The sequence below is a fragment of the Janthinobacterium sp. 1L-D-8-B-C4 genome, from assembly GCF_057291295.1.
On the sequence record NZ_JBXAVX010000003.1, the window covers coordinates 388,557 to 405,938 of the forward strand.

20 protein-coding genes are annotated in these 17,382 nt (G+C 63.7%); 13 read left to right on the plus strand and 7 right to left on the minus strand.

Annotation, left to right across the window (positions count from 1 at the left end; genetic code table 11):
- Positions 1–5: 5 nt before the first annotated feature.
- The 3 genes from AC0Z42_RS07625 (at position 6) to rraA (ending at position 2,626) form a co-directional block, all read left to right on the plus strand.
- Positions 6–983, plus strand: coding sequence for an ABC transporter permease (locus tag AC0Z42_RS07625; protein ID WP_485467625.1), 978 nt, complete (start codon positions 6–8; stop codon positions 981–983).
- Positions 984–1,027: 44 nt separating this feature from the next.
- On the plus strand, positions 1,028–1,975 hold the full coding sequence (locus AC0Z42_RS07630) for an ABC transporter permease (RefSeq protein WP_485467626.1): 948 nt from the start codon (positions 1,028–1,030) through the stop codon (positions 1,973–1,975).
- Between the two features lie 156 nt (positions 1,976–2,131).
- The gene (rraA, locus tag AC0Z42_RS07635) at positions 2,132–2,626 is read left to right on the plus strand and encodes a ribonuclease E activity regulator RraA (protein ID WP_485467627.1); all 495 of its coding nucleotides are present in this window, start codon (positions 2,132–2,134) and stop codon (positions 2,624–2,626) included.
- A gap of 5 nt (positions 2,627–2,631) precedes the next feature.
- On the opposite strand, the gene AC0Z42_RS07640 is transcribed toward rraA, so the two are convergent.
- Positions 2,632–3,051, minus strand: coding sequence for a DUF4952 domain-containing protein (locus tag AC0Z42_RS07640; RefSeq protein ID WP_485467628.1), 420 nt, complete (start codon positions 3,049–3,051; stop codon positions 2,632–2,634).
- On the minus strand, positions 3,035–3,418 hold the full coding sequence (locus AC0Z42_RS07645; protein ID WP_485467629.1) for a MerR family transcriptional regulator: 384 nt from the start codon (positions 3,416–3,418) through the stop codon (positions 3,035–3,037). The genes AC0Z42_RS07640 and AC0Z42_RS07645 overlap by 17 nt, the downstream gene beginning before the upstream one ends.
- A gap of 81 nt (positions 3,419–3,499) precedes the next feature.
- On the opposite strand from AC0Z42_RS07645, the gene AC0Z42_RS07650 reads away from it, so the two are divergent.
- Together AC0Z42_RS07650 and AC0Z42_RS07655 are read left to right on the plus strand one after the other, a co-directional pair.
- Positions 3,500–3,910 (plus strand): hypothetical protein, encoded by a 411-nt coding sequence (locus AC0Z42_RS07650; RefSeq protein ID WP_485467630.1) that lies wholly within the window; start codon positions 3,500–3,502, stop codon positions 3,908–3,910.
- 51 nt (positions 3,911–3,961) lie between these two features.
- Positions 3,962–5,782: a DUF4153 domain-containing protein gene (locus AC0Z42_RS07655; RefSeq protein WP_485467631.1), complete on the plus strand. Its 1,821-nt coding sequence runs from the start codon at positions 3,962–3,964 to the stop codon at positions 5,780–5,782.
- A 10-nt stretch (positions 5,783–5,792) separates the two neighbouring features.
- Here AC0Z42_RS07655 and motA read toward each other — a convergent pair whose 3' ends face one another.
- From motA to AC0Z42_RS07675, 4 genes are all read right to left on the minus strand, one after another.
- A complete protein-coding gene (gene motA, locus AC0Z42_RS07660) occupies positions 5,793–6,656 on the minus strand; it encodes a flagellar motor stator protein MotA (protein ID WP_485467632.1) in 864 nt (287 codons plus the stop codon).
- Between the two features lie 129 nt (positions 6,657–6,785).
- Positions 6,786–7,148, minus strand: coding sequence for a glyoxalase superfamily protein (locus AC0Z42_RS07665; RefSeq protein ID WP_485467633.1), 363 nt, complete (start codon positions 7,146–7,148; stop codon positions 6,786–6,788).
- Between the two features lie 10 nt (positions 7,149–7,158).
- Positions 7,159–7,842 (minus strand): hypothetical protein, encoded by a 684-nt coding sequence (locus AC0Z42_RS07670; RefSeq protein WP_485467634.1) that lies wholly within the window; start codon positions 7,840–7,842, stop codon positions 7,159–7,161.
- A 6-nt stretch (positions 7,843–7,848) separates the two neighbouring features.
- Positions 7,849–8,166 carry a hypothetical protein gene (locus tag AC0Z42_RS07675; RefSeq protein ID WP_485467635.1) on the minus strand — a complete coding sequence of 106 codons (318 nt, stop codon included), beginning with the start codon at positions 8,164–8,166 and terminating at the stop codon, positions 7,849–7,851.
- Between the two features lie 79 nt (positions 8,167–8,245).
- On the opposite strand from AC0Z42_RS07675, the gene AC0Z42_RS07680 reads away from it, so the two are divergent.
- The 8 genes from AC0Z42_RS07680 (at position 8,246) to nosR (ending at position 16,063) form a co-directional block, all read left to right on the plus strand.
- Entirely contained in the window at positions 8,246–9,304 is a 1,059-nt protein-coding gene (locus AC0Z42_RS07680) for an Lnb N-terminal periplasmic domain-containing protein (RefSeq protein WP_485467636.1), read from the plus strand.
- A 47-nt stretch (positions 9,305–9,351) separates the two neighbouring features.
- Complete coding sequence (locus AC0Z42_RS07685; protein WP_485467637.1) at positions 9,352–10,605, plus strand: DEAD/DEAH box helicase; 1,254 nt, start codon at positions 9,352–9,354, stop codon at positions 10,603–10,605.
- Positions 10,606–10,689: 84 nt separating this feature from the next.
- The gene (locus AC0Z42_RS07690) at positions 10,690–11,157 is read left to right on the plus strand and encodes a hypothetical protein (RefSeq protein ID WP_485467638.1); all 468 of its coding nucleotides are present in this window, start codon (positions 10,690–10,692) and stop codon (positions 11,155–11,157) included.
- Positions 11,158–11,241: 84 nt separating this feature from the next.
- Positions 11,242–12,114 (plus strand): response regulator, encoded by an 873-nt coding sequence (locus tag AC0Z42_RS07695; RefSeq protein ID WP_485467639.1) that lies wholly within the window; start codon positions 11,242–11,244, stop codon positions 12,112–12,114.
- Positions 12,111–12,443 (plus strand): hypothetical protein, encoded by a 333-nt coding sequence (locus AC0Z42_RS07700; protein WP_485467640.1) that lies wholly within the window; start codon positions 12,111–12,113, stop codon positions 12,441–12,443. The genes AC0Z42_RS07695 and AC0Z42_RS07700 overlap by 4 nt, the downstream gene beginning before the upstream one ends.
- The gene (locus AC0Z42_RS07705) at positions 12,440–13,273 is read left to right on the plus strand and encodes an HDOD domain-containing protein (RefSeq protein WP_485467641.1); all 834 of its coding nucleotides are present in this window, start codon (positions 12,440–12,442) and stop codon (positions 13,271–13,273) included. Before AC0Z42_RS07700 ends, AC0Z42_RS07705 begins: the two co-directional genes overlap by 4 nt.
- Positions 13,274–13,295: 22 nt before the next feature.
- A complete protein-coding gene (locus tag AC0Z42_RS07710) occupies positions 13,296–14,732 on the plus strand; it encodes an ATP-binding protein (protein ID WP_485467642.1) in 1,437 nt (478 codons plus the stop codon).
- Positions 14,733–14,752: 20 nt separating this feature from the next.
- Positions 14,753–16,063 carry a response regulator c-di-GMP phosphodiesterase, NosR family gene (nosR, locus tag AC0Z42_RS07715; RefSeq protein WP_485467643.1) on the plus strand — a complete coding sequence of 437 codons (1,311 nt, stop codon included), beginning with the start codon at positions 14,753–14,755 and terminating at the stop codon, positions 16,061–16,063.
- Here the strand turns inward: nosR and AC0Z42_RS07720 are convergent.
- Positions 16,039–17,379, minus strand: a complete 1,341-nt coding sequence (locus AC0Z42_RS07720; protein WP_485467644.1) for an ATP-binding protein — start codon at positions 17,377–17,379, stop codon at positions 16,039–16,041. The two genes, nosR and AC0Z42_RS07720, sit on opposite strands and share 25 nt — an antisense overlap.
- Positions 17,380–17,382 lie beyond the last annotated feature (3 nt).

Below are 17,382 nucleotides of genomic sequence, written 5' to 3' on the forward strand. Positions count from 1 at the left end.
CCACCATGACCACACCCATTCCGGCCACCGGGTCCCGTTCCTCGCCGGCCAGGCTGGCTGGCGCGCTGGCGCGCGTGCCGCGCGTCTGGCTCGCGCTGGCGGCGCTGCTGCTGTTTAATATCGCCTTCACGAGCAATTTCCTGTCGCTGCAGACATTTAACGTCAACCTGACACAGGTGGCGACCATCGTCATTGTCGCGCTCGGCATGACGCTGGTGGTCGCCACCGGCGGCATCGACCTGTCGGTTGGCTCGCTGATGGCGATCGCCGGCACGCTGGCGCCGCTGCTGTTCCTGCACGTCGCTGGCCCGGCCGGGTTGCTGGCCGCGTTTGTGATGCCACTGCTGGCGGCGACGCTGTGCGGCTTGTTCAACGGCTGGCTGGTGACGCGCTGGCGCATCCAGGCCATCGTCGCAACGCTGGTGCTGTACATCGCCGGGCGCGGCATCGCCCAAGTGATGACCAACGGCCAGTTGCAAACTTTCAGCAACCCCGGCTTCCAGTGGATAGGCACCGGCCGCGTGCTCGGCGTGCCGGTGCAGGTCGTGCTGATGCTGGTGCTGGTGGCCGTCGTGGCGTGGGTGCTGCGCGCCACGCTGTTCGGTCGCCAGATCCTGGCCGTCGGCGGCAACGAGCGCGCCGCGCGGCTGGCCGGCGTGCCGGTGCAGCGCGTCAAGCTGGCCGTGTACGCCCTCAGCGGTGTGCTGGCGGGACTGGCCGGACTGGTCGCCGTGGCCATCAATTCGTCGTCCGACGCCAACCTGGTCGGTGCCGGCGTCGAACTCGAAGCGATCGCCGCCGTCGCTGTCGGCGGCACGCTGCTGAGTGGCGGCCACGCCAGTATTTCCGGCACGCTGGCCGGCGCCATGTTCATCCAGTTGGTGCGCTACACGCTGCTGGCGCACGGTGTGACGGATGCCAGCGCGCTGGTGGTCAAGTCGGCCATTATCGTGCTGGCGGTCTACCTGCAGCGGCGCCACTGATGGTCAGCAGGCGCTCCCCTTTGTCCGCTTTTGAAAGTCCGACCATGCAAGCGAAAAAAAATATCGCCATCCTGTCTGTTTTGCTGGCGCTGGTCGCCTTTGGCGCCATGCGCTATGAAAACTTCGCCGGTGCCTATAACCTGTTCTCCTTTTTGCGCTACAACGCGATGTTCGTGCTGGTCGCCATCGGCATGGCCTTCGTCATCATCACCGGCGGCATTGACCTGTCCGTCGGCAAGGTGGCCGCTTTGTCGAGCGTCGTTTCGGCGCTTTTTTCCGGCCAGTCGCCGCTGCTGGCGATCGGTGCTGGCGTACTGGCCGGCGGCCTGTGCGGCCTGGTCAACGGCCTGATCATCGCGCACATGCGCTTGCAGCCGTTTATCGTCACGCTGGCGACCAGCCTGGGTGCCTATGGTCTGGCGCTGCGACTGGCCGACAACCAACCGGTCGATGTCTCGTGGGAAACCTGGTTTACGCAATTTGGCCAGGGCGACTTGTGGGGCATGCCGATTCCGTTCCTGATCGCGCTGCTGGTGTTCATCGGCGCCGCCGTCGCGCTGCGCTACAGCGGCTTTGGCCAGCGCACGCTGGCTGTCGGCGGCAGCGCCGAAGCGGCGCGCATGATGGGCCTGAATGTCGAACGCACCCTGATCGAAGTCTATACGCTGAGCGGCCTGCTGGCCGGCCTGGCCGGCGCAATCCTGGCGGCGCAGTTCGCGGCAGGCCAGCCGAACGAAGGCATGGGCTGGGACCTGGTGGCGATTTCCGCCGTCGTGCTGGGCGGCACCTTGCTCAGCGGCGGCGTCGGCTCGGTCGTCTCGACGGTGATGGGCGCGCTGCTGCTGGGACTGATTTTCAACCTGCTCAACTTCGAGAACGGCCTGGGGGTGATCAACCTGAGCGTCTACTGGCAGGCGGTGATACGCGGCGCCTTCCTGCTGGTGGTCATCTTGATGCAGGCGCGGCTGGCCGGACCCAGGCCAGCGTCGTGAGCCCCTGTCTTGCAACGCACTCCAGGCTCGCTGATGGATGGCAGGCGGCCGGCGCTGGTATTCGTGTTGACCGGCGTGGGGGTGGAAGAAAAACACGCGCCGTGGCGCTGCAAAAGGCATAGAATCATGACTAACCGCAACGACTCCGGAGCTGCCATGACTTTTGCCACCACCGACCTGTGCGACGATTATGCCTCCATGCTGGAAGACGGCACCTTGGCCGTCTTGCCGCCCGTGTATCGATCGTTCGGCCAGAAAGCGCGTTTCTGCGGCCCGGCCACCACCTTGAAAGTGCACGAAGACAACGCCCTGGTGCGCAGCACCCTGGAAATGCCGGGGAAGGGCCAGGTGCTGGTAATCGATGGTGGCGCCAGCCTGCGCTGCGCGCTGGTCGGTGGCCAGCTGGGCGCGCTGGCCGAGCACAATGGCTGGGCCGGCATCGTGGTCGATGGCTGCATCCGCGACTGCGATGAAATCAATGTCTGCCAGATCGGCGTGCGGGCGCTGGCCACGCATCCGCGCAAAAGCGGCAAGACCGGCGCCGGCCAGCGCGACGTGCGCGTGCAGATCAGCGGCGTGGCGGTGTCACCGGGCGACTGGATCTATGCCGATGCCGACGGCGTGCTGGTGGCCAGCCACGAACTGGACTGACAGCTTCACGGGTCTTGTGCGTAAGCGCTGACTTTAAGTTCGAAATGCTCGATCTGCGGCCACGCTTCACGCGTGCGTACTTGCGTTTCGCCCGAAGCCATCACCAGCATATAGCCGATGCCGCTGCGGCGGTCGCGCCAGAAATGCGGCGTACTGTCCCACATGCAGCAATAGCGTTTCAGTTCGGGCAAGCCGTAGCTGCGGCGCAGATACGCTTCTGCCTGCTGTGCCTGTTTGCCTTCGACCCGGTAGCGTGCGACAAAGGGCTGGTCCTGCAGCGCCATTTCCTGCTTGCAGCCTTGATAGACCAGGTAGGCGGGTTTCTGCTTCAGGTTTGCCAGCAAGTCGCCGCAGGCCAGCTCGGCTTTCACGGTGCCTGCCGCCAGCAGCAATAGCAGTGGCAAGAGCTTAAGCAGCTGCATCATGTGCTCCCCGCAGCGGACACGATTGCATCTGCGTCTCCAGGCGCCGCGCCAGTTCCGCGCGCAGCTGCGACAGGCCGGCGATGCGCGCATCGATGTCCGCCAGTTTATTGGACAGCGCCGCGCGCAGCAGCGCTGCCGTTTCCGGCGCATCCGGTGCCGCCAGCAGTGGCATGTCGGCCTCGATTTCCGCCAGGGTAAAACCGAGTTCCTGCGCCGTGCGCAGGTAGCGCAGCCAGGCGACCGCGTCAGGCGGGTAGTCGCGGTAGTTGTTGGCGCCGCGCCGCGCGCGCAGCAAACCGCGTTTCTCATAGAAGCGCAGGGTATCGCGGCTCAATCCCGTGGCCTGTGCCATGTCACCAATCCGCATGGACTTCTCCGTTAAAGTGCTTGACCCTGGAGTGTACTCCACGCTTTAGCATGAGCGTCTTTATTTGACAGGAGTTTGCCCATGTTCCCGATTCCCGCTTTTCGCCGCCTGGTACGCGCCAGCGCCATCTATGATGTGCTGATGACGGGGGCATTCGCCACGCCGTGGAGCTTGCTGCTGCTGCGCGAACAATTGAGCACGGTGAATGTGCGGCTCGGCGGCGCGCCCTTGCCGGTGTTCGCGCCGTTTCATCTGCTGATCGGCTGCCTGCTGGGCAGCGTGGTGCTGGTCTGGTCGGTGCTGCGCATCGTTGACCCGCAGCCGCGCTTCGGCCGTTACGATGCCGCCGCCCGCTATCTGTTTTCCTTGTGGATGGGTTGGGCGCTGCTGGTTACCGGGGAGCCGGTGCTGTGGCTGTTCATCGTGCCGGAGCTGGCCTGGGGGCTGGCGCAAAGCCTGCCGCTGCGCGTATCCGGCTTGAGGCAGGCATAACGAAATGCAATAATGCCCGGACGATAGCGCATCAGACCATAAAGGACACCCATGCAAGCCGCGACTGGCAACCCGACTGTTTTACTCGATCCGGTGGTGGCGCCGCGCATCGCCGTCACGCGCCTGGTCGCGGGCTTGCTGCAAGGCCTGCTGCTGTACTGGCTGTACAGCGCCGCGCAAGCCAATGCATGGCCCGCCACCGAGCCATACTTGCTGGCGCCGCTGATGCTGATGGGCTTGCTGCTGCCGGTGCTGCTGGTGTCCAGCCTGGGCCATCTGTCGCTGCGCCGCATCGGGCTGTGGATGGCGGGCGCGGCGCTGGTGTTGACAGTGCTGGCGCTGCATGACGTGTCGCGCGGCGCCGAGCATTTTATATGGGGTAACTACAAGCCCGGTGCGCCGCTGCGCGTGCTGTCGCTCCAGCTGTTCGGCGGTTGCGTGGTGGGCTTCTATATTGCCCACGCGCTGGTGCTGGCCAGCGCACAGGATGGCCGCCGCCTGGCCAGCTATGCCACCTATTTTGAAATTGCCTGGAAGCTCGGCATCCAGCTGCTGTTTTCGCTGCTGTTCGTGGCCGTGCTGGTGCTGGTGCTGTGGCTGGGCGGGCAGTTGTTCCTGCTGATCAAGCTGAACTTCCTGAAAAAGCTGCTGGCCCAGCCCTGGTTCGTGATACCCGTGCTGTGCTTTGCGTTCTCGTTTGCGATCCATATCACCGATGTGCGCCCGTCCATCGTGCGCGGCATCCGCACCTTGCTGCTGGTGCTGCTGTCGTGGCTGATGCCGATCGCCGCCGTGCTGGTGGCCGGCTTCCTGCTGACCCTGCCGTTTATCGGCTTCGAGCGGTTGTGGGCCACGCGCCATGCAGCCTCCGTGCTGCTGGGCATGGCCGGCCTGCTGGTGGTGCTGATCAATGCGGCCTTCCAGAATGGCGAAGCGGGCCTGGGCGTGGCGCGCGGCATCCGCTTCGGCACGCGCCTGTCGTGCCTGCTGTTGCCGTGGCTGGTCGGCATCGCCATCTATGCGCTGACCTTGCGCGTGATGGCGCACGGCTGGACAGCCGAGCGCCTGACTGCGGCGGCGTGCCTGCTGATTGCCAGCTGCTACGCGGTCGGCTATGCCTGGGCCGCCAGCAAGTATGGCGACTGGCTGAACTGGATCGCCAATGTCAACGTGGGCACCGCCTTTATCAGCTTGCTGGTGATGCTGGCGCTGCTGTCGCCGCTGATGGACCCGGCCCGCCTGTCGGTGGCCAGCCAGATGGCGCGTTTGGATAGCGGCAAGGTCGGCGCCGACAAGTTTGATTTCGAGTACCTGCGTTTCCAGGGCGCCCGCTATGGCCAGGCGGCCTTGCAGGAACTCAAGTATCGCAAGGGCCCGGAGGCGGCCATCATTCGCGCGCGCGCCGAGGCCATGCTGCAGCGCGAGAACCGTTTCGATGACACGGGGGCGCTCAGCGATGTGGCGATCAACCTGATCGTGCGCCCGGCCACGATCAAGTTGCCCAACAGCTTCTTGCAGCAGGACTGGAGCCAGGCCGGCCCAAGCTGGCGCCTGCCGGCCTGCCTGAAGCGGGCAGGGCAGTTATGCGATGCCTATGTGCTCGATTTCGACGGCGATGGCCGCCAGGAAGTGCTGTTGATCAGCAATGATCCACGCGCCACCTCGGTCTTGCTGGCGGAAAAGGAAGACGGCGGCTGGTATGCGCGCGGCCAGATTCCGGGCGACACGCTGCGCTGCCAGCCGCTGCGTGAAAAGCTGCAGGCCGGCGAGTTTTCGCTGGTGCCGCCGAAGGTGCGCGAGCTGGAAGTCGACGGCCAGCGCGTGCCGATGAGCTTGTATAACGAAGAGGAGGTCAGCTGCCCGCAGCAGTGACCGCCCTATCTCAGTTGCGCGTCTTGACCTGGCGCACGTGGCTTTCCAGTTCGCTGAAGGACGGGCGCTCGGTGGCCGAAATCACCTTGCGGCCGAACTCGACTGCCAAGGCCGGCGCGTAGCCGTTCAGGCTGGCCAGCAGGGTCACTTTCACGCACTGGTACATCTTGGCGGTTTCATGGTGCTTGCGGCGCAGCAGGCTGGCCAGTGGCGCGATAAAGCCATATGCCAGCAAGATGCCGATAAAGGTGCCCACCAGCGCCTGCGCGATCAGCACGCCAAGCTCGGCCGGCGGCAGGCCGACCGAGGCCATGGTATGCACCACCCCCATCACGGCGGCCACGATGCCGAAGGCGGGCATGGCGTCGGCCAGTTGCGAGATCGTCTGGATCGGCATTTCCGCGTCTTCGTGATGGGTTTCCATTTCGTTGTCCATCAGGTTTTCGATCTGGTAGGCGTCCATATTGCCCGACACCATCAGGCGCAGATAGTCGGTAATGAATTCCAGCAAATGTTCGTCGCCGAGCGTGTATGGGTACTTGGTGAATACCGGGCTGCGGTAAGGATCGTCGACATCGTCCTCGATCGACATCAGGCCTTCCTTCCTGACCTTGCTCAGCACGTCGTACATCAGCCCCATCAGTTCCAGATAGCGCGACTTGGTGTACTGCGCGGTATGAAACAGGGTCGGCATGGCGGCAAACGTGGCGCGGATCGCCTTGGCATCATTGCCGACAAAAAAAGTCCCCAGCGCCGCGCCGCCGATCATCAACAGTTCCAGCGGCTGGAACAGCGCCGCCAGATGCCCGCCCTGCAGGGCAAAGCCGCCAAAGACGGAAAACAGCACGACGATAAATCCAAGTATGACCAGCACCAGGCACTCCCCATAAAATTGCTATTACGCAATATTGTAGTGTAACCCGATTCAGCCGCCGTAAATGCATGGCCTGGGCGCTGCGGCCACAGGAATTTGATCAATATGCACAGTTTTTGCCGGCAATCATCAAGATTCCGCCAGTCGTTGCCAGAAACGCAGCTTGTTGCCGAACGGGTCAGCCACTTCCATGATGCGGCCCCAGTCCTCGTCGCGCACGCCGGGGCGCGCATAGGGATAGTCCTTCGCCAGCAACTCGGCCTGCAGGGCGGCGATATCGTCGACCGGGATCAGCAGCGCGGCGCCCGGCGTGGCGTCGCCATGATGTTCGGACAAATGCAAGACTAGTTCACCGCGCTGCAACTGCATGTAGAGCGGTGCAGTGGGATCGAAACGATGTTCCCAGTCAACCTCGAAACCGAGAAAATCGACATAAAATTCGCGCGCCTTGGTTTCCGAAAAGCTGCGCAGGATGGGGATGGGGGCGTGCATGGGCGTGCTTTCAAGGTAGTGGTGTATCGGCTGGACGAAATCCCGGTTCGCATTTCCATCCGGACTGGGGCTCGCCACGCAAATCGCGATCATGATGCTCGCGCCATCCTTCTGGCGAGATGGGTTCGAACTCGGCCAGCAGGTCGGCGTGGAGCTGGCGATACGAAAACCCCAGCGTTGCCGCCGGCACCTGCACCGACCAGTAATTAATCGATTGCACGCCGTTGCGCGCCCGGATGCGGCATTCCGGCTCCGTTTGGTCATCTACTATTTCGGCGACATCGCGTTGCAGCGATAGCCCTACTTGCGCAAACGGCAGACAAGCGAGCTTGCCCTGTATCTGCCACAGCAAGGCATCCATGCGGGCATGATCACGAATGTAGCCGATCTCGACTGTCGCCGTTGGCCATGGACCCGGCTTGTGCATGTCCGCAGCGCGATGCCACACGCACCGCCGCATCATCGGTGGCAGGAAATTTTCTTCCCGGTTCATGGAATCGTCGCAGAAAACTTGCAAGGATTCGTATTGCTGGAAGCCGGGCCATTTGATCGACAGATAAAACTCCGCTTCCAGCCATCCGTAATCATCAATGGACGGCGGCGGGAAGAGGGCGCTTGGCCCGTCAATCAGTGCTTGTCCGACGCGGCGGCATTTTCTGTGGTTGAAGTTTGTCAGGTTTGCGTGAGAAGTCATTGGCGCTCAAATTTTCTGATCAAGCCGTTTGAGTATCTCGTCAAGCTTGCGTTCCGTATTCAGATTGGTCGCGCCGATAAAAAACCAGATGCACCCGAAGTTGACGATAGGTATCAAGGCGAGGATGGTCCATTTGGTGACACTGCGGCCTTTTTCCTTGGCAAGCAAATTGGCGGCGATTGCCATCACCAGTGACATCAGTATCAATGGTAAAAACGAAATGAGAATGCTGGCGGAGGTATTGTCCATTGCTTGTATCCTGGTTTGAGTGACTGTGAATAGTGCTGGCCTGCCTATCCGGCCAGCATGGCGGAATGCTCTCATGAAAATAATTATCAAGCAAATAATTTTCCGTTTCGGCATCGGGCGGTTCGAAATACTTGCTTGGCTCTATAATCCAGGCATGACATTCCTATCACCTCGCGCCAGCTCCGTGCTGGTCACCATCGGCAAACTGGCCGCTTCCCTTGTTATTCTCCTGAGTGCCCTGTGGGGCGCGCTGGCGCTGTGGTACCAGCTGGCCGGCGGCGTGGCGGCGCAAACCATCGGCGCCGTGCTGTGGGCGGCGCTCGGCGTCGGCAGCATCGCGCTGTGGTGGACGCGCGGCGCCGCGCGCGCCTTGTTGCCGTATGCGGGCGGCTTCATCTTGCTGCTGCTGTGGTGGAGCCTGATCGCACCAATGCAGGACCGTACTTGGGCCGACGATGTGGCGAAGAATGTGACGGGCAGCGTCAAGGGCAGTGTGGTGACCTTGGATAATGTGCGCAATTTCGACTGGCGCAGCGACGACGATTACACCGTCAAGTGGGAACAGCGCAGCTACAACCTCGACGAGCTTCGCACGGTCGATACGGCGCTGTCGTACTGGACCGGGCCGTTGATCGCTCATACCCTGGTGTCGTTCGGCTTTGCCGATGGCCGTTTTCTCACCTTTTCGATCGAGATCAGGAAAGAGAAGGGCGAGAGCTTTTCCGCCATCGGCGGCTTTTTCAAGCATTTCGAAACCAGCCTGATCGCCGCCGACGAGCGCGATATCGTGCGCGTACGCACCAACGCGCGCGGCGAGGATATCCATCTGTACCGCGTGATGATGCCGCGCGCCGCCATGCGCTCGCTGTTCCTGGCCTACCTGGACGAAGCCGATGAGCTGAAGCGCAAGCCGCAGTTCTACAACACGCTCACCGCCAACTGCACCACCATCGTGTTCGAGATGGCGCGCCGCATCGTGCCGGGCCTGCCGTTCGACTACCGGCTGCTGGCGTCGGGCTACCTGGACCGCTACCTGTTCGACGTGCGCGCGCTGGTACCGGGCTTGACCTTCCAGCAGTTGCGCGATGGCGGCCATATTACGGCGCGTGCGCGGGCCGCCAATGACGACCCCGACTTTTCGCATGCGATCCGGCGCGGCATGCCGGGCTACGATGCAGCCGGCCAGCCAGTCAGGCAAATGCCCAAGCAGTAAGCATTGCTTTATACTGGCGCCTTTTCAAGAATACAAGAAGGCCCGCCATGCCATTTTCCTCGTTGGGTCTGATTCCCTCACTGCTGCGCGCCGTCGACAAGGCCGGCTACGCCGCGCCCACCGCGATCCAGGCGCAGGCCATCCCCGCCATCCTGCGCGGCAGCGATGTGTTGGGCGCCGCCCAGACCGGTTCCGGCAAGACGGCCGCCTATGCGCTGCCGCTGCTGCAGGCGCTGATGGCCCCAAGCGCCGGCCCGCGCCAGGTGCGCGCGCTGATCCTGGTGCCCACGCGCGAACTGGCCGCGCAAGTGGGGCAGACCGTGCATGCGCTGGCCAAGCCCTTGCCCGTCAAACTGAAGATTGCCGTGCTGTTCGGCGGTGTCTCGATCAATCCGCAGATGATGGACTTGCGCGGCGGCGCCGATATCGTGGTTGCCACGCCGGGCCGGCTGCTGGACCTGGTCAAGCACAATGCTGTCAAGCTGGCTGGCGTCTCGCTGTTCGTGCTGGACGAAGCGGACCGCCTGCTCGACATGGGCTTTGCCGACGAGATCAACGCCGTGCTGGCGCTGCTGCCGGCGAAACGCCAGAACCTGTTTTTCTCGGCCACTTTCCCCGACAGCGTACAGGCGCTGGCCGGCAGTCTGCTGGTCGACCCGGTGCGCATCGAAGTGGCGTCCGAGCCGCAGGACAAGCCCGATATCGTGCAGCGCGCGGTCACGGTCGATGTGCCGCGTCGCACCCAACTGCTGCGCTATCTGATTTTGCAGCACCAGTGGGAGCGGGTGCTGGTGTTTGTCGCCACCAAGTATGCGGCCGAACACGTGGCCGACAAGCTGCAGCGTGCCGGCCTGCACGTGGGCGCTTTTCACGGTGAATTCAGCCAGGGCACGCGCAGCCAGTTGCTGGCCGACTTCAAGGCGGGCCGCCTGCAGGTGCTGGTCGCCACCGACGTGGCCGCGCGCGGCATCGATATCGCCGGCCTGCCGGCCGTCGTCAATTACGATTTGCCGCGGTCGGCCGTCGACTACACGCACCGCATCGGCCGCACCGGCCGCGCCGGCGAAAGCGGCATGGCGGTCAGTTTCATCACGGCCGACACGGAAGCGCATTTCCGCCTGATCGAAAACCGCAACGACCTGCGCATCGTGCGCGAAGTGGTGGCCGGCTTCGAGCCGACCGAGCTGGCCACGCCGGTGAGCGCCGTGACCGACACCGTCAACGGCGGGGTGAAGGGCGCGCGCAAGAGCAAGAAGGACAAATTGCGTGAAGCGGCGGCCAAGGCTGCAGCCGAAAACTAATTGTCGCTTATGTGCGGTGTCCGCTTGAACCGCCGGCTGTGCCGGTCTAAGATTGCTGTTTAGCAATATCACCACGGGACGGACATGCACAGCAAAACGATGACAACGGCAGCGATGCTCTCTTCCCTGGCCCTGCTGGCCGGCTGCACCGGCATGATGGGGCAGGGCGCGGGCAAGCCTGGCTTGCAGATGCCGGGCAAGGCCGCGCCGGAAAGCGGCGAAGTGGCCGCCACCTGGTACAACCCGCCCGGCGAGTTTCCCGGCATCTGCCTGACCCAGTTCAAGGATGGCCGCTTGCGCTTCGACGGCGGCTTTGCCTTCTTCAATCCGGGCCGCTGGTCGTATGATTCCGCTGCGGCCGAATTACACCTTCAATTGCAGCCTTGGCCGAATCTGGCCAGCGCGCATGCCAACGCATCGCTGCACAAGAATCTGCTGCGCGTGGAGGCCAACAAGAATACACTGGTCTACAGCGTGAAAGCCGAGACGAAAACCATCGGCGTCGGCGGCTTTGTTTTCTACCGCGACATGCCATGTCCGGCGCGCATGTAATACATGCTAAAACGGAATATTTAGCCGTATAATTTCAGGCAAGCAGATTGTTGCGCAGGCATGCCATGCGCGGCAGTTCCCTACATGCAAGCTCTGATGTCGCTGTCGCGACGACAGGATGGTCCGATGAATGTGCACCATGCGCCGGAAGGGCTGGACGCGCCTCGGCGCACCTTGCTGCTGGTCGACGACGAGCAAAATATTCTTGCGTCGCTCAAGCGCCTGCTGCGGCGCGACGCATACCATATCCTGACTGCCTCCAGTGGACAGGAGGGACTCGATCTGCTGGCTGCCCATGCGGTCGATGTGATCGTGTCGGACCAGCGCATGCCGGGCATGCTGGGCGCCGATTTTTTGCGCAACGCCAGGCTGCTATATCCGCAGACCATGCGCATCATGCTGTCGGGCTACACGGAACTCCAGGCCGTGACGGACGCCGTCAACGAAGGCGCCATCTTCAAATTCCTGACCAAACCGTGGGACGACCAGCAATTGCGCGGCCATATCGCCGAAGCATTCCGCCTGAAAAGCATCGACGACGATAACGTGCGCCTGCATGAGCAGCTACACGAGGCCAATCTTGCGCTGGCCGTTGTCAATGACGCCATGCAGGCCTTGCTGTGCCAGCAGCAGCATCAGATCAGCCGCGACGAAGTCAGCCTGGGCATCGCCCGCGAGGTGCTGCAGTTCCTGCCGCTACCCGTGCTGGGGCTCGACGAGGATGGCATGGTCGCTTTTATCAATGCCGCCGCCGCGCAGTTGTTCGAGCATGGCGCTACGCTCCTGGGCAGCGAAGCGGCGCTCGCCTTGCCTGGGCTGTTTGAATCGCGTGCCGGTGCGCAGCACCTGATCGTTATCGGCGGCGAGGCTTACGCGGTGGCGCTGCACGCGATGGGCGCGCGCTCGCGCTCGCGCGGCAGCCTGGTGACACTGTCGCGTGCCGGAGCACCGCCATGAACGGGGAAGAACGCGAATTGCCGCTGCAGCAAGTGCAGGAGGGCGCCATCCTGGCGCGCGCCCTCAGCGACGCCAGTGGCACCGTGCTGCTGGCGCAGGGCGCCGTGCTGACGGCGGCCAGCCTGGCTGCCTTGCGCAGGCGCGGCGTCGAAAGCTGCTGGATTGCCGCCGCCCCTGTGAGTGATGCAGCCGAGCTGGCGCACGCCGCTGCCGCACACCAACGCCAGCTCGAACGCTTGGCCATCCTGTTCCGCGGCACGCCGCCCGACGCCGCCGGCGCCGGTCTGCTGGCCTTGCTGCAGCGTTACCGGCAGGGCGACGGCGTATGACACCGTTGATCCTTGAGCATGTCATCCGGCAGATCCAGGAACTGCCGTCGCTGCCGGCGGTGGTGCTGGAATTGCTGTCGAGCATGGAGCAGCAGGATATCGATGTGCATGTGCTGGCGCACAAGATCGAACTGGACCAGGCGATGGCGGCCAAGACCCTGCGCATCGCCAATTCGTCGTTCTACGGCATGCAGTCGGAAGTGACCAGCATCGCCCAGGCCGTTTCCGTGCTCGGTTTTCACAGTATCCGTACGGTCGTCACGGCGTGTGCGCTGATGGGCAGCTTCGCACCCGTGGCCGGTTTCGACTTCCAGGGTTTCTGGCGCCATTCGCTCGCTACCGCCGTGGTGGCCCGGCTACTGGCGCCACACATGGGGGTCAACCCGGAAACAGCCTTCACGGCGGGCCTGCTGCACGACCTCGGTACGCTGGTGCTGGCCACGCGCTTTCCCGACCAGCATGCACTGGTGCGCAGCTATCGTCAGCACCATGATTGCCAGATGATCGACGCTGAACTTGCCGTGCTCGCCATCGACCATGCGCAGGTGGGCAGCGCGCTGGCCGCCTGGTGGAAGTTTCCTGCCGCGATACAGCAGGCGGTTGCCGACCAGCATGCAGTCGAACGCCTTGATGAAGTCGGGCTGCCGCTGCTGGTGCACATGGCCAATGCCGTTGCCCACGCGCTGGACCTGGCGGGTATCGAGGCGGCGCTGGTGCCGCCGCTGTCGCCTGCCTGGCGCCTGGTGGCGCTGGACGAGGCGCACTGGTTTGCGCTGCTGCGGCAGGCCGAGCGCACTTTCGATGAAATGTCGCGCATCATGCTGGCGTGACGCCGGTATTGAAAGGGGAACCATGAGACCAGACGATGACACGATCTTTCCCGGCGCGGCCCTGTCGGCGTTCTTCGACGGCCATCCGGTGGCCACCTTTGCCATCGATACCGACCATGTGGTGACGCACTGGAACAGTGCCTGCGAACAGTTGCTGGGCTATTCTGCCGCCGCGATGGTCGGCACGCGCGAGCACTGGAAGGCGTTTTATCGCAAGCCGCGTGCCTGCCTGGCCGACTTGCTGGTGGCGGGCGATATCGCGCTGGGCGTGCAAGGCTTGTATCAGGGCAAGCTCAAGCCCTCGTCGGTGATCCCGGGCGCCTACGAGGCCGAGGATTTCTTTCCCAATATTGGCGCCAGCGGTCACTGGCTGCACTTCACGGCGGCGCCGCTGCGCGACCGCCAGGGGCGCCTGGTCGGCGCGATCGAAACGCTGCGCGACGTGACCGAGCGGCGCAATGCCGAAAGCGCCCTGCGCCGCGCCCACGATAACCTGGAAAACCTGGTGGCCAGGCGCACGGCGCAGCTGGCCGAGATGAACGAGCGCCTGGCCGACGATATCGGCCAGCGCGAAATCGCCGAGCTGGCATTGCGCGAGCGTAACCTGGCCTTGAGCGAACTGAACGACAAGCTGTCGCTGGCCCAGCAAAAACTGCTGCAGTCGGAAAAGCTCGCCTCGATCGGCCAGCTGGCCGCCGGCGTGGCGCACGAGATCAACAACCCGATCGGCTATGTGTTTTCCAATTTCGGCGCGCTCGAAGGCTACCTGGCCGACCTGTTCACCATGCTCGACGCCTATGAACAGGCCGAGGCCGACATCGCCACGCCTGCGGTGGCGCAGCGTCTTTGCGCCTTGCGCGAGCAGATCGACCTGGCGTTCCTGCGCACCGACATCGGCCAGCTGATGGGCGAATCGAAAGAGGGCATCGTGCGCGTGCGCCGCATCGTGCAGGACCTGAAGGATTTTTCGCGCTCCGACGCGCTGCAGGAATGGGTCTGGGCCGATCTGCGCCAGGGGATCGACACCACGCTCAACATCGTCAACAACGAGGTCAAGTACAAAGCCGACGTGATCAAGCAATACGGCGACATGCCCGATATCGAATGCCAGCCCTCGGAGCTGAACCAGGTGATCATGAATCTGGTCGTCAATGCGGCCCACGCCATGGGCGAAGAGCGCGGACGCATCACGCTGCGCACCGGCAGCGCGAACGACAACGAAGTCTGGATCGAGGTCGAGGATACGGGCGGCGGCATCGCGCCCGAGCATCTGTCGCGCATTTTCGACCCTTTTTTCACCACCAAGGCCGTTGGCCAGGGCACGGGCCTGGGGCTGTCGCTGGCCTACACGACCGTGCAAAAGCACCACGGACGCATCGAGGTGCACAGCGTGGTCGGCAGCGGCACCACGTTTCGCATCACGCTGCCCGTGCGCCAGGCGCCGCTGGCGGTGCCATGATTTCCACCGGACAACTACCCATGACAAGCATTGCCACCACGCCGCCGACCATTTTGTGCGTCGATGACGAACCGAATATCCTGTCGGCCCTGCGGCGCCTGTTTCGCCCGCATGGCTACCGCATGCTGACGGCCGACAGCGGTGCCGCTGGCCTGGCCGTGCTGGAAAGCGAGGCGGTGGACCTGGTCATTTCCGACTTGCGCATGCCGCAGATGGACGGTGCGCAGTTCCTGGCCCAGGTGCGCCAGCGCTGGCCCGGCACCATGCGCCTGCTGCTGACCGGCTATGCCGATATTCAGTCGATTCTCGACGCCATCAACCACGGCGAAATCTACCGCTACGTGACCAAGCCGTGGGACGAGAACGACATCGTGCTGGTAGTGCGCCATGCGCTTGAGCGGCGCGCGCTGGAGCAGGACAAGCTGCGCCTGGAAGCGCTCACGGCCAGCCAGAACGCCCAGCTGCTGCTGCTCAACGCCAGCCTGGAAGAAAAAGTGGCCGTGCGCACGCGTCAGCTCAAGCTGTCGCATGACGAGCTGCAGACGGCCAATGACAAGCTCAAAGCCACTTTTGTGACCACCATCAAGGTGTTTTCCAATCTGATCGAGATGCGTGGCGGCAAGTTGGCCGGCCATGCGCGCCGGGTGGCCGAGCTGTCGCGCAAGCTGGCCCAGGCGCTGGGCCTGGAAGCGCAGGAGGTGCGCGACGTGTTCATCGCGGCATTGCTCAAGGATATCGGCAAGCTCAGCCTGAGTGACGACTTGCTGGAACTGCCGGCCAGCGCCTGGAATGGCGAGCAGCTGGCCACCTTTCGCAAGCATCCGCTGCGCGCCGAGCAGTTGCTGATGGCGCTCGATGAGCTGCGGCCCGTGTCGGTCATCCTGCGCTCGCAGCTCGAACGCTTCGACGGTGCCGGCTTTCCCGACGCCCTGGCGGGGCTGGCCATTCCGCTGGGCGCGCGCATCCTGGCGCTGGCTTCGGACTATGACGGCCTGCAGATCGGCGCCATGGTGCAGCGCAGCCTGCGCGCCGACGAAGCGCGCACCCTGATCCATGACAGCAGCGGCAAGCGTTATGATCCGGCGGTGGTGGCCGCTTTTCGCAGCCTCATGGACCAGACGCAGACGCCGCCGCGCGACATGGCCGTGCTGTCGGGCGAGCTGGCGCCGGGGATGGTGCTGTCGCGCGACCTGATCAGCCGAGATGGCCTGATGCTGCTGGCCGGCGAACATGTGCTGACGGCGCGCGTGATTGCCCAGCTGCTCGATTTCGAAGGCAAGAATGGCGGACGCCTCGCCATTCGTGTCTATCTGCCCCCCACGGCGGGCTGAGCCGGCGCTGCGGTCAGCCTTGCCGCTGGTGGCGCCACCGGCAGGTGCACGGTAAAGCGCGTGCCGCGCCCCGGTTCCGACGCTACCTCGATGCGCCCGCCATGCTTCATGACGATGCCGTACGACAGCGACAAGCCCAGGCCGGTGCCGCTGCCGACGGCCTTGGTGGTGAAGAACGGCTCGAAGATGCGGTGCAGATGTTCCGGTGCAATGCCGGCGCCGGTGTCGCCGATTTCCACCCATACCCAGCCGTCAAGGTGGCCGGTGCGGATGCTGATCACGCCGTCGCCGGTGATGGCCTGGCCGGCGTTTACCAGCAGGTTCATGAAGACCTGGTTCAATTGCGAGGCCAGGCACTCGATCGGCGGCAACTGGCCGTACTGCTTGTCGATGCGCGCCTTGTACTTCAATTCGTTGCCGACGATATTGAGCGTGCTGTCCAGGCCGGCATGCAGATTGGCGACCTGCCAGTCGGTTTCGCCCACATGCGAAAAATCCTTCAGCGCCTGCACGATGTCGCGTACCCGTTTCAGCCCATCCATCGATTCGCCCAGCAGGTCGGCCATGTCCGACTGCAGATAGGCCAGGTCGGCCTGCTGGTTGACCTGTGCGACGCGCGCCTCCAGCGCCACGCTATCGGGCGACTGGCGCATCGCCGCTTCGTACTGGACGATCACGTCGAACAGCGTGGCGACATAGGCTTGCAGCGAGCTCATGTTTGATTGCACGAAGCCGACCGGGTTGTTGATCTCATGCGCGATGCCGGCGGCGAGCTGGCCGATGGAGGCCATTTTTTCAGCCTGCAGCAGCTGGTCGTGCGCCTCCCGCAGCTGGGTGATCAGGCGGCGCTGCTCCTCGCCGCGCGCCTCCAGCATCGCTTCCATGCGCTTGCGCTCGGTAATGTCGGTCAATGAGCCGATCACCTCGTACGGCACGCCGTGCTCGTCGCGTATCAGGCGCAGGCTGTCGTGCATCCACAGATAGCTGTCGTCGCGCACGCGGAAGCGGTATTCGTAGGCGCGTGCGCCTTGCACGAAAATCTGTGCCAGGCTGGAAAAAATTCCTGCTGCGTCGTCGGGATGGATATGGTCGAACCAGAAGTTGGGATCGGCGACCATTTCGTCGGGATGGTAGCCCAGCACGTTCAAGGCGTTGTTGCTGACAAAGGTCATCTTGAAGTCGCCGCTCGGCACGGTGCAATAGATGATGGACGGCGTGTTGTCGAGCAGGTACTGCAGACGCCCGTGGCTTGCGCCCGGTGCCGCGCTGGCGGCCGGCGCCACGGCGCTGGGAAAGCTGAAGTCTTCGAACTGCATTGC

What these genes read in the sequence shown, in the direction of transcription:
- AC0Z42_RS07625 (WP_485467625.1), top strand. Translation starts at nt 6, where the DNA reads ATGACCACACCCATTCCGGCCACCGGGTCCCGTTCCTCGCCGGCCAGG.
- AC0Z42_RS07630 (WP_485467626.1), top strand. Translation starts at nt 1,028, where the DNA reads ATGCAAGCGAAAAAAAATATCGCCATCCTGTCTGTTTTGCTGGCGCTG.
- rraA (WP_485467627.1), top strand. Translation starts at nt 2,132, where the DNA reads ATGACTTTTGCCACCACCGACCTGTGCGACGATTATGCCTCCATGCTG.
- AC0Z42_RS07640 (WP_485467628.1), bottom strand. Translation starts at nt 3,051, where the DNA reads ATGATGCAGCTGCTTAAGCTCTTGCCACTGCTATTGCTGCTGGCGGCA.
- AC0Z42_RS07645 (WP_485467629.1), bottom strand. Translation starts at nt 3,418, where the DNA reads ATGCGGATTGGTGACATGGCACAGGCCACGGGATTGAGCCGCGATACC.
- AC0Z42_RS07650 (WP_485467630.1), top strand. Translation starts at nt 3,500, where the DNA reads ATGTTCCCGATTCCCGCTTTTCGCCGCCTGGTACGCGCCAGCGCCATC.
- AC0Z42_RS07655 (WP_485467631.1), top strand. Translation starts at nt 3,962, where the DNA reads ATGCAAGCCGCGACTGGCAACCCGACTGTTTTACTCGATCCGGTGGTG.
- AC0Z42_RS07665 (WP_485467633.1), bottom strand. Translation starts at nt 7,148, where the DNA reads ATGCACGCCCCCATCCCCATCCTGCGCAGCTTTTCGGAAACCAAGGCG.
- AC0Z42_RS07670 (WP_485467634.1), bottom strand. Translation starts at nt 7,842, where the DNA reads ATGACTTCTCACGCAAACCTGACAAACTTCAACCACAGAAAATGCCGC.
- AC0Z42_RS07675 (WP_485467635.1), bottom strand. Translation starts at nt 8,166, where the DNA reads ATGAGAGCATTCCGCCATGCTGGCCGGATAGGCAGGCCAGCACTATTC.
- AC0Z42_RS07680 (WP_485467636.1), top strand. Translation starts at nt 8,246, where the DNA reads ATGACATTCCTATCACCTCGCGCCAGCTCCGTGCTGGTCACCATCGGC.
- AC0Z42_RS07685 (WP_485467637.1), top strand. Translation starts at nt 9,352, where the DNA reads ATGCCATTTTCCTCGTTGGGTCTGATTCCCTCACTGCTGCGCGCCGTC.
- AC0Z42_RS07690 (WP_485467638.1), top strand. Translation starts at nt 10,690, where the DNA reads ATGCACAGCAAAACGATGACAACGGCAGCGATGCTCTCTTCCCTGGCC.
- AC0Z42_RS07695 (WP_485467639.1), top strand. Translation starts at nt 11,242, where the DNA reads ATGCAAGCTCTGATGTCGCTGTCGCGACGACAGGATGGTCCGATGAAT.
- AC0Z42_RS07700 (WP_485467640.1), top strand. Translation starts at nt 12,111, where the DNA reads ATGAACGGGGAAGAACGCGAATTGCCGCTGCAGCAAGTGCAGGAGGGC.
- AC0Z42_RS07705 (WP_485467641.1), top strand. Translation starts at nt 12,440, where the DNA reads ATGACACCGTTGATCCTTGAGCATGTCATCCGGCAGATCCAGGAACTG.
- AC0Z42_RS07710 (WP_485467642.1), top strand. Translation starts at nt 13,296, where the DNA reads ATGAGACCAGACGATGACACGATCTTTCCCGGCGCGGCCCTGTCGGCG.
- nosR (WP_485467643.1), top strand. Translation starts at nt 14,753, where the DNA reads ATGACAAGCATTGCCACCACGCCGCCGACCATTTTGTGCGTCGATGAC.
- AC0Z42_RS07720 (WP_485467644.1), bottom strand. Translation starts at nt 17,379, where the DNA reads ATGCAGTTCGAAGACTTCAGCTTTCCCAGCGCCGTGGCGCCGGCCGCC.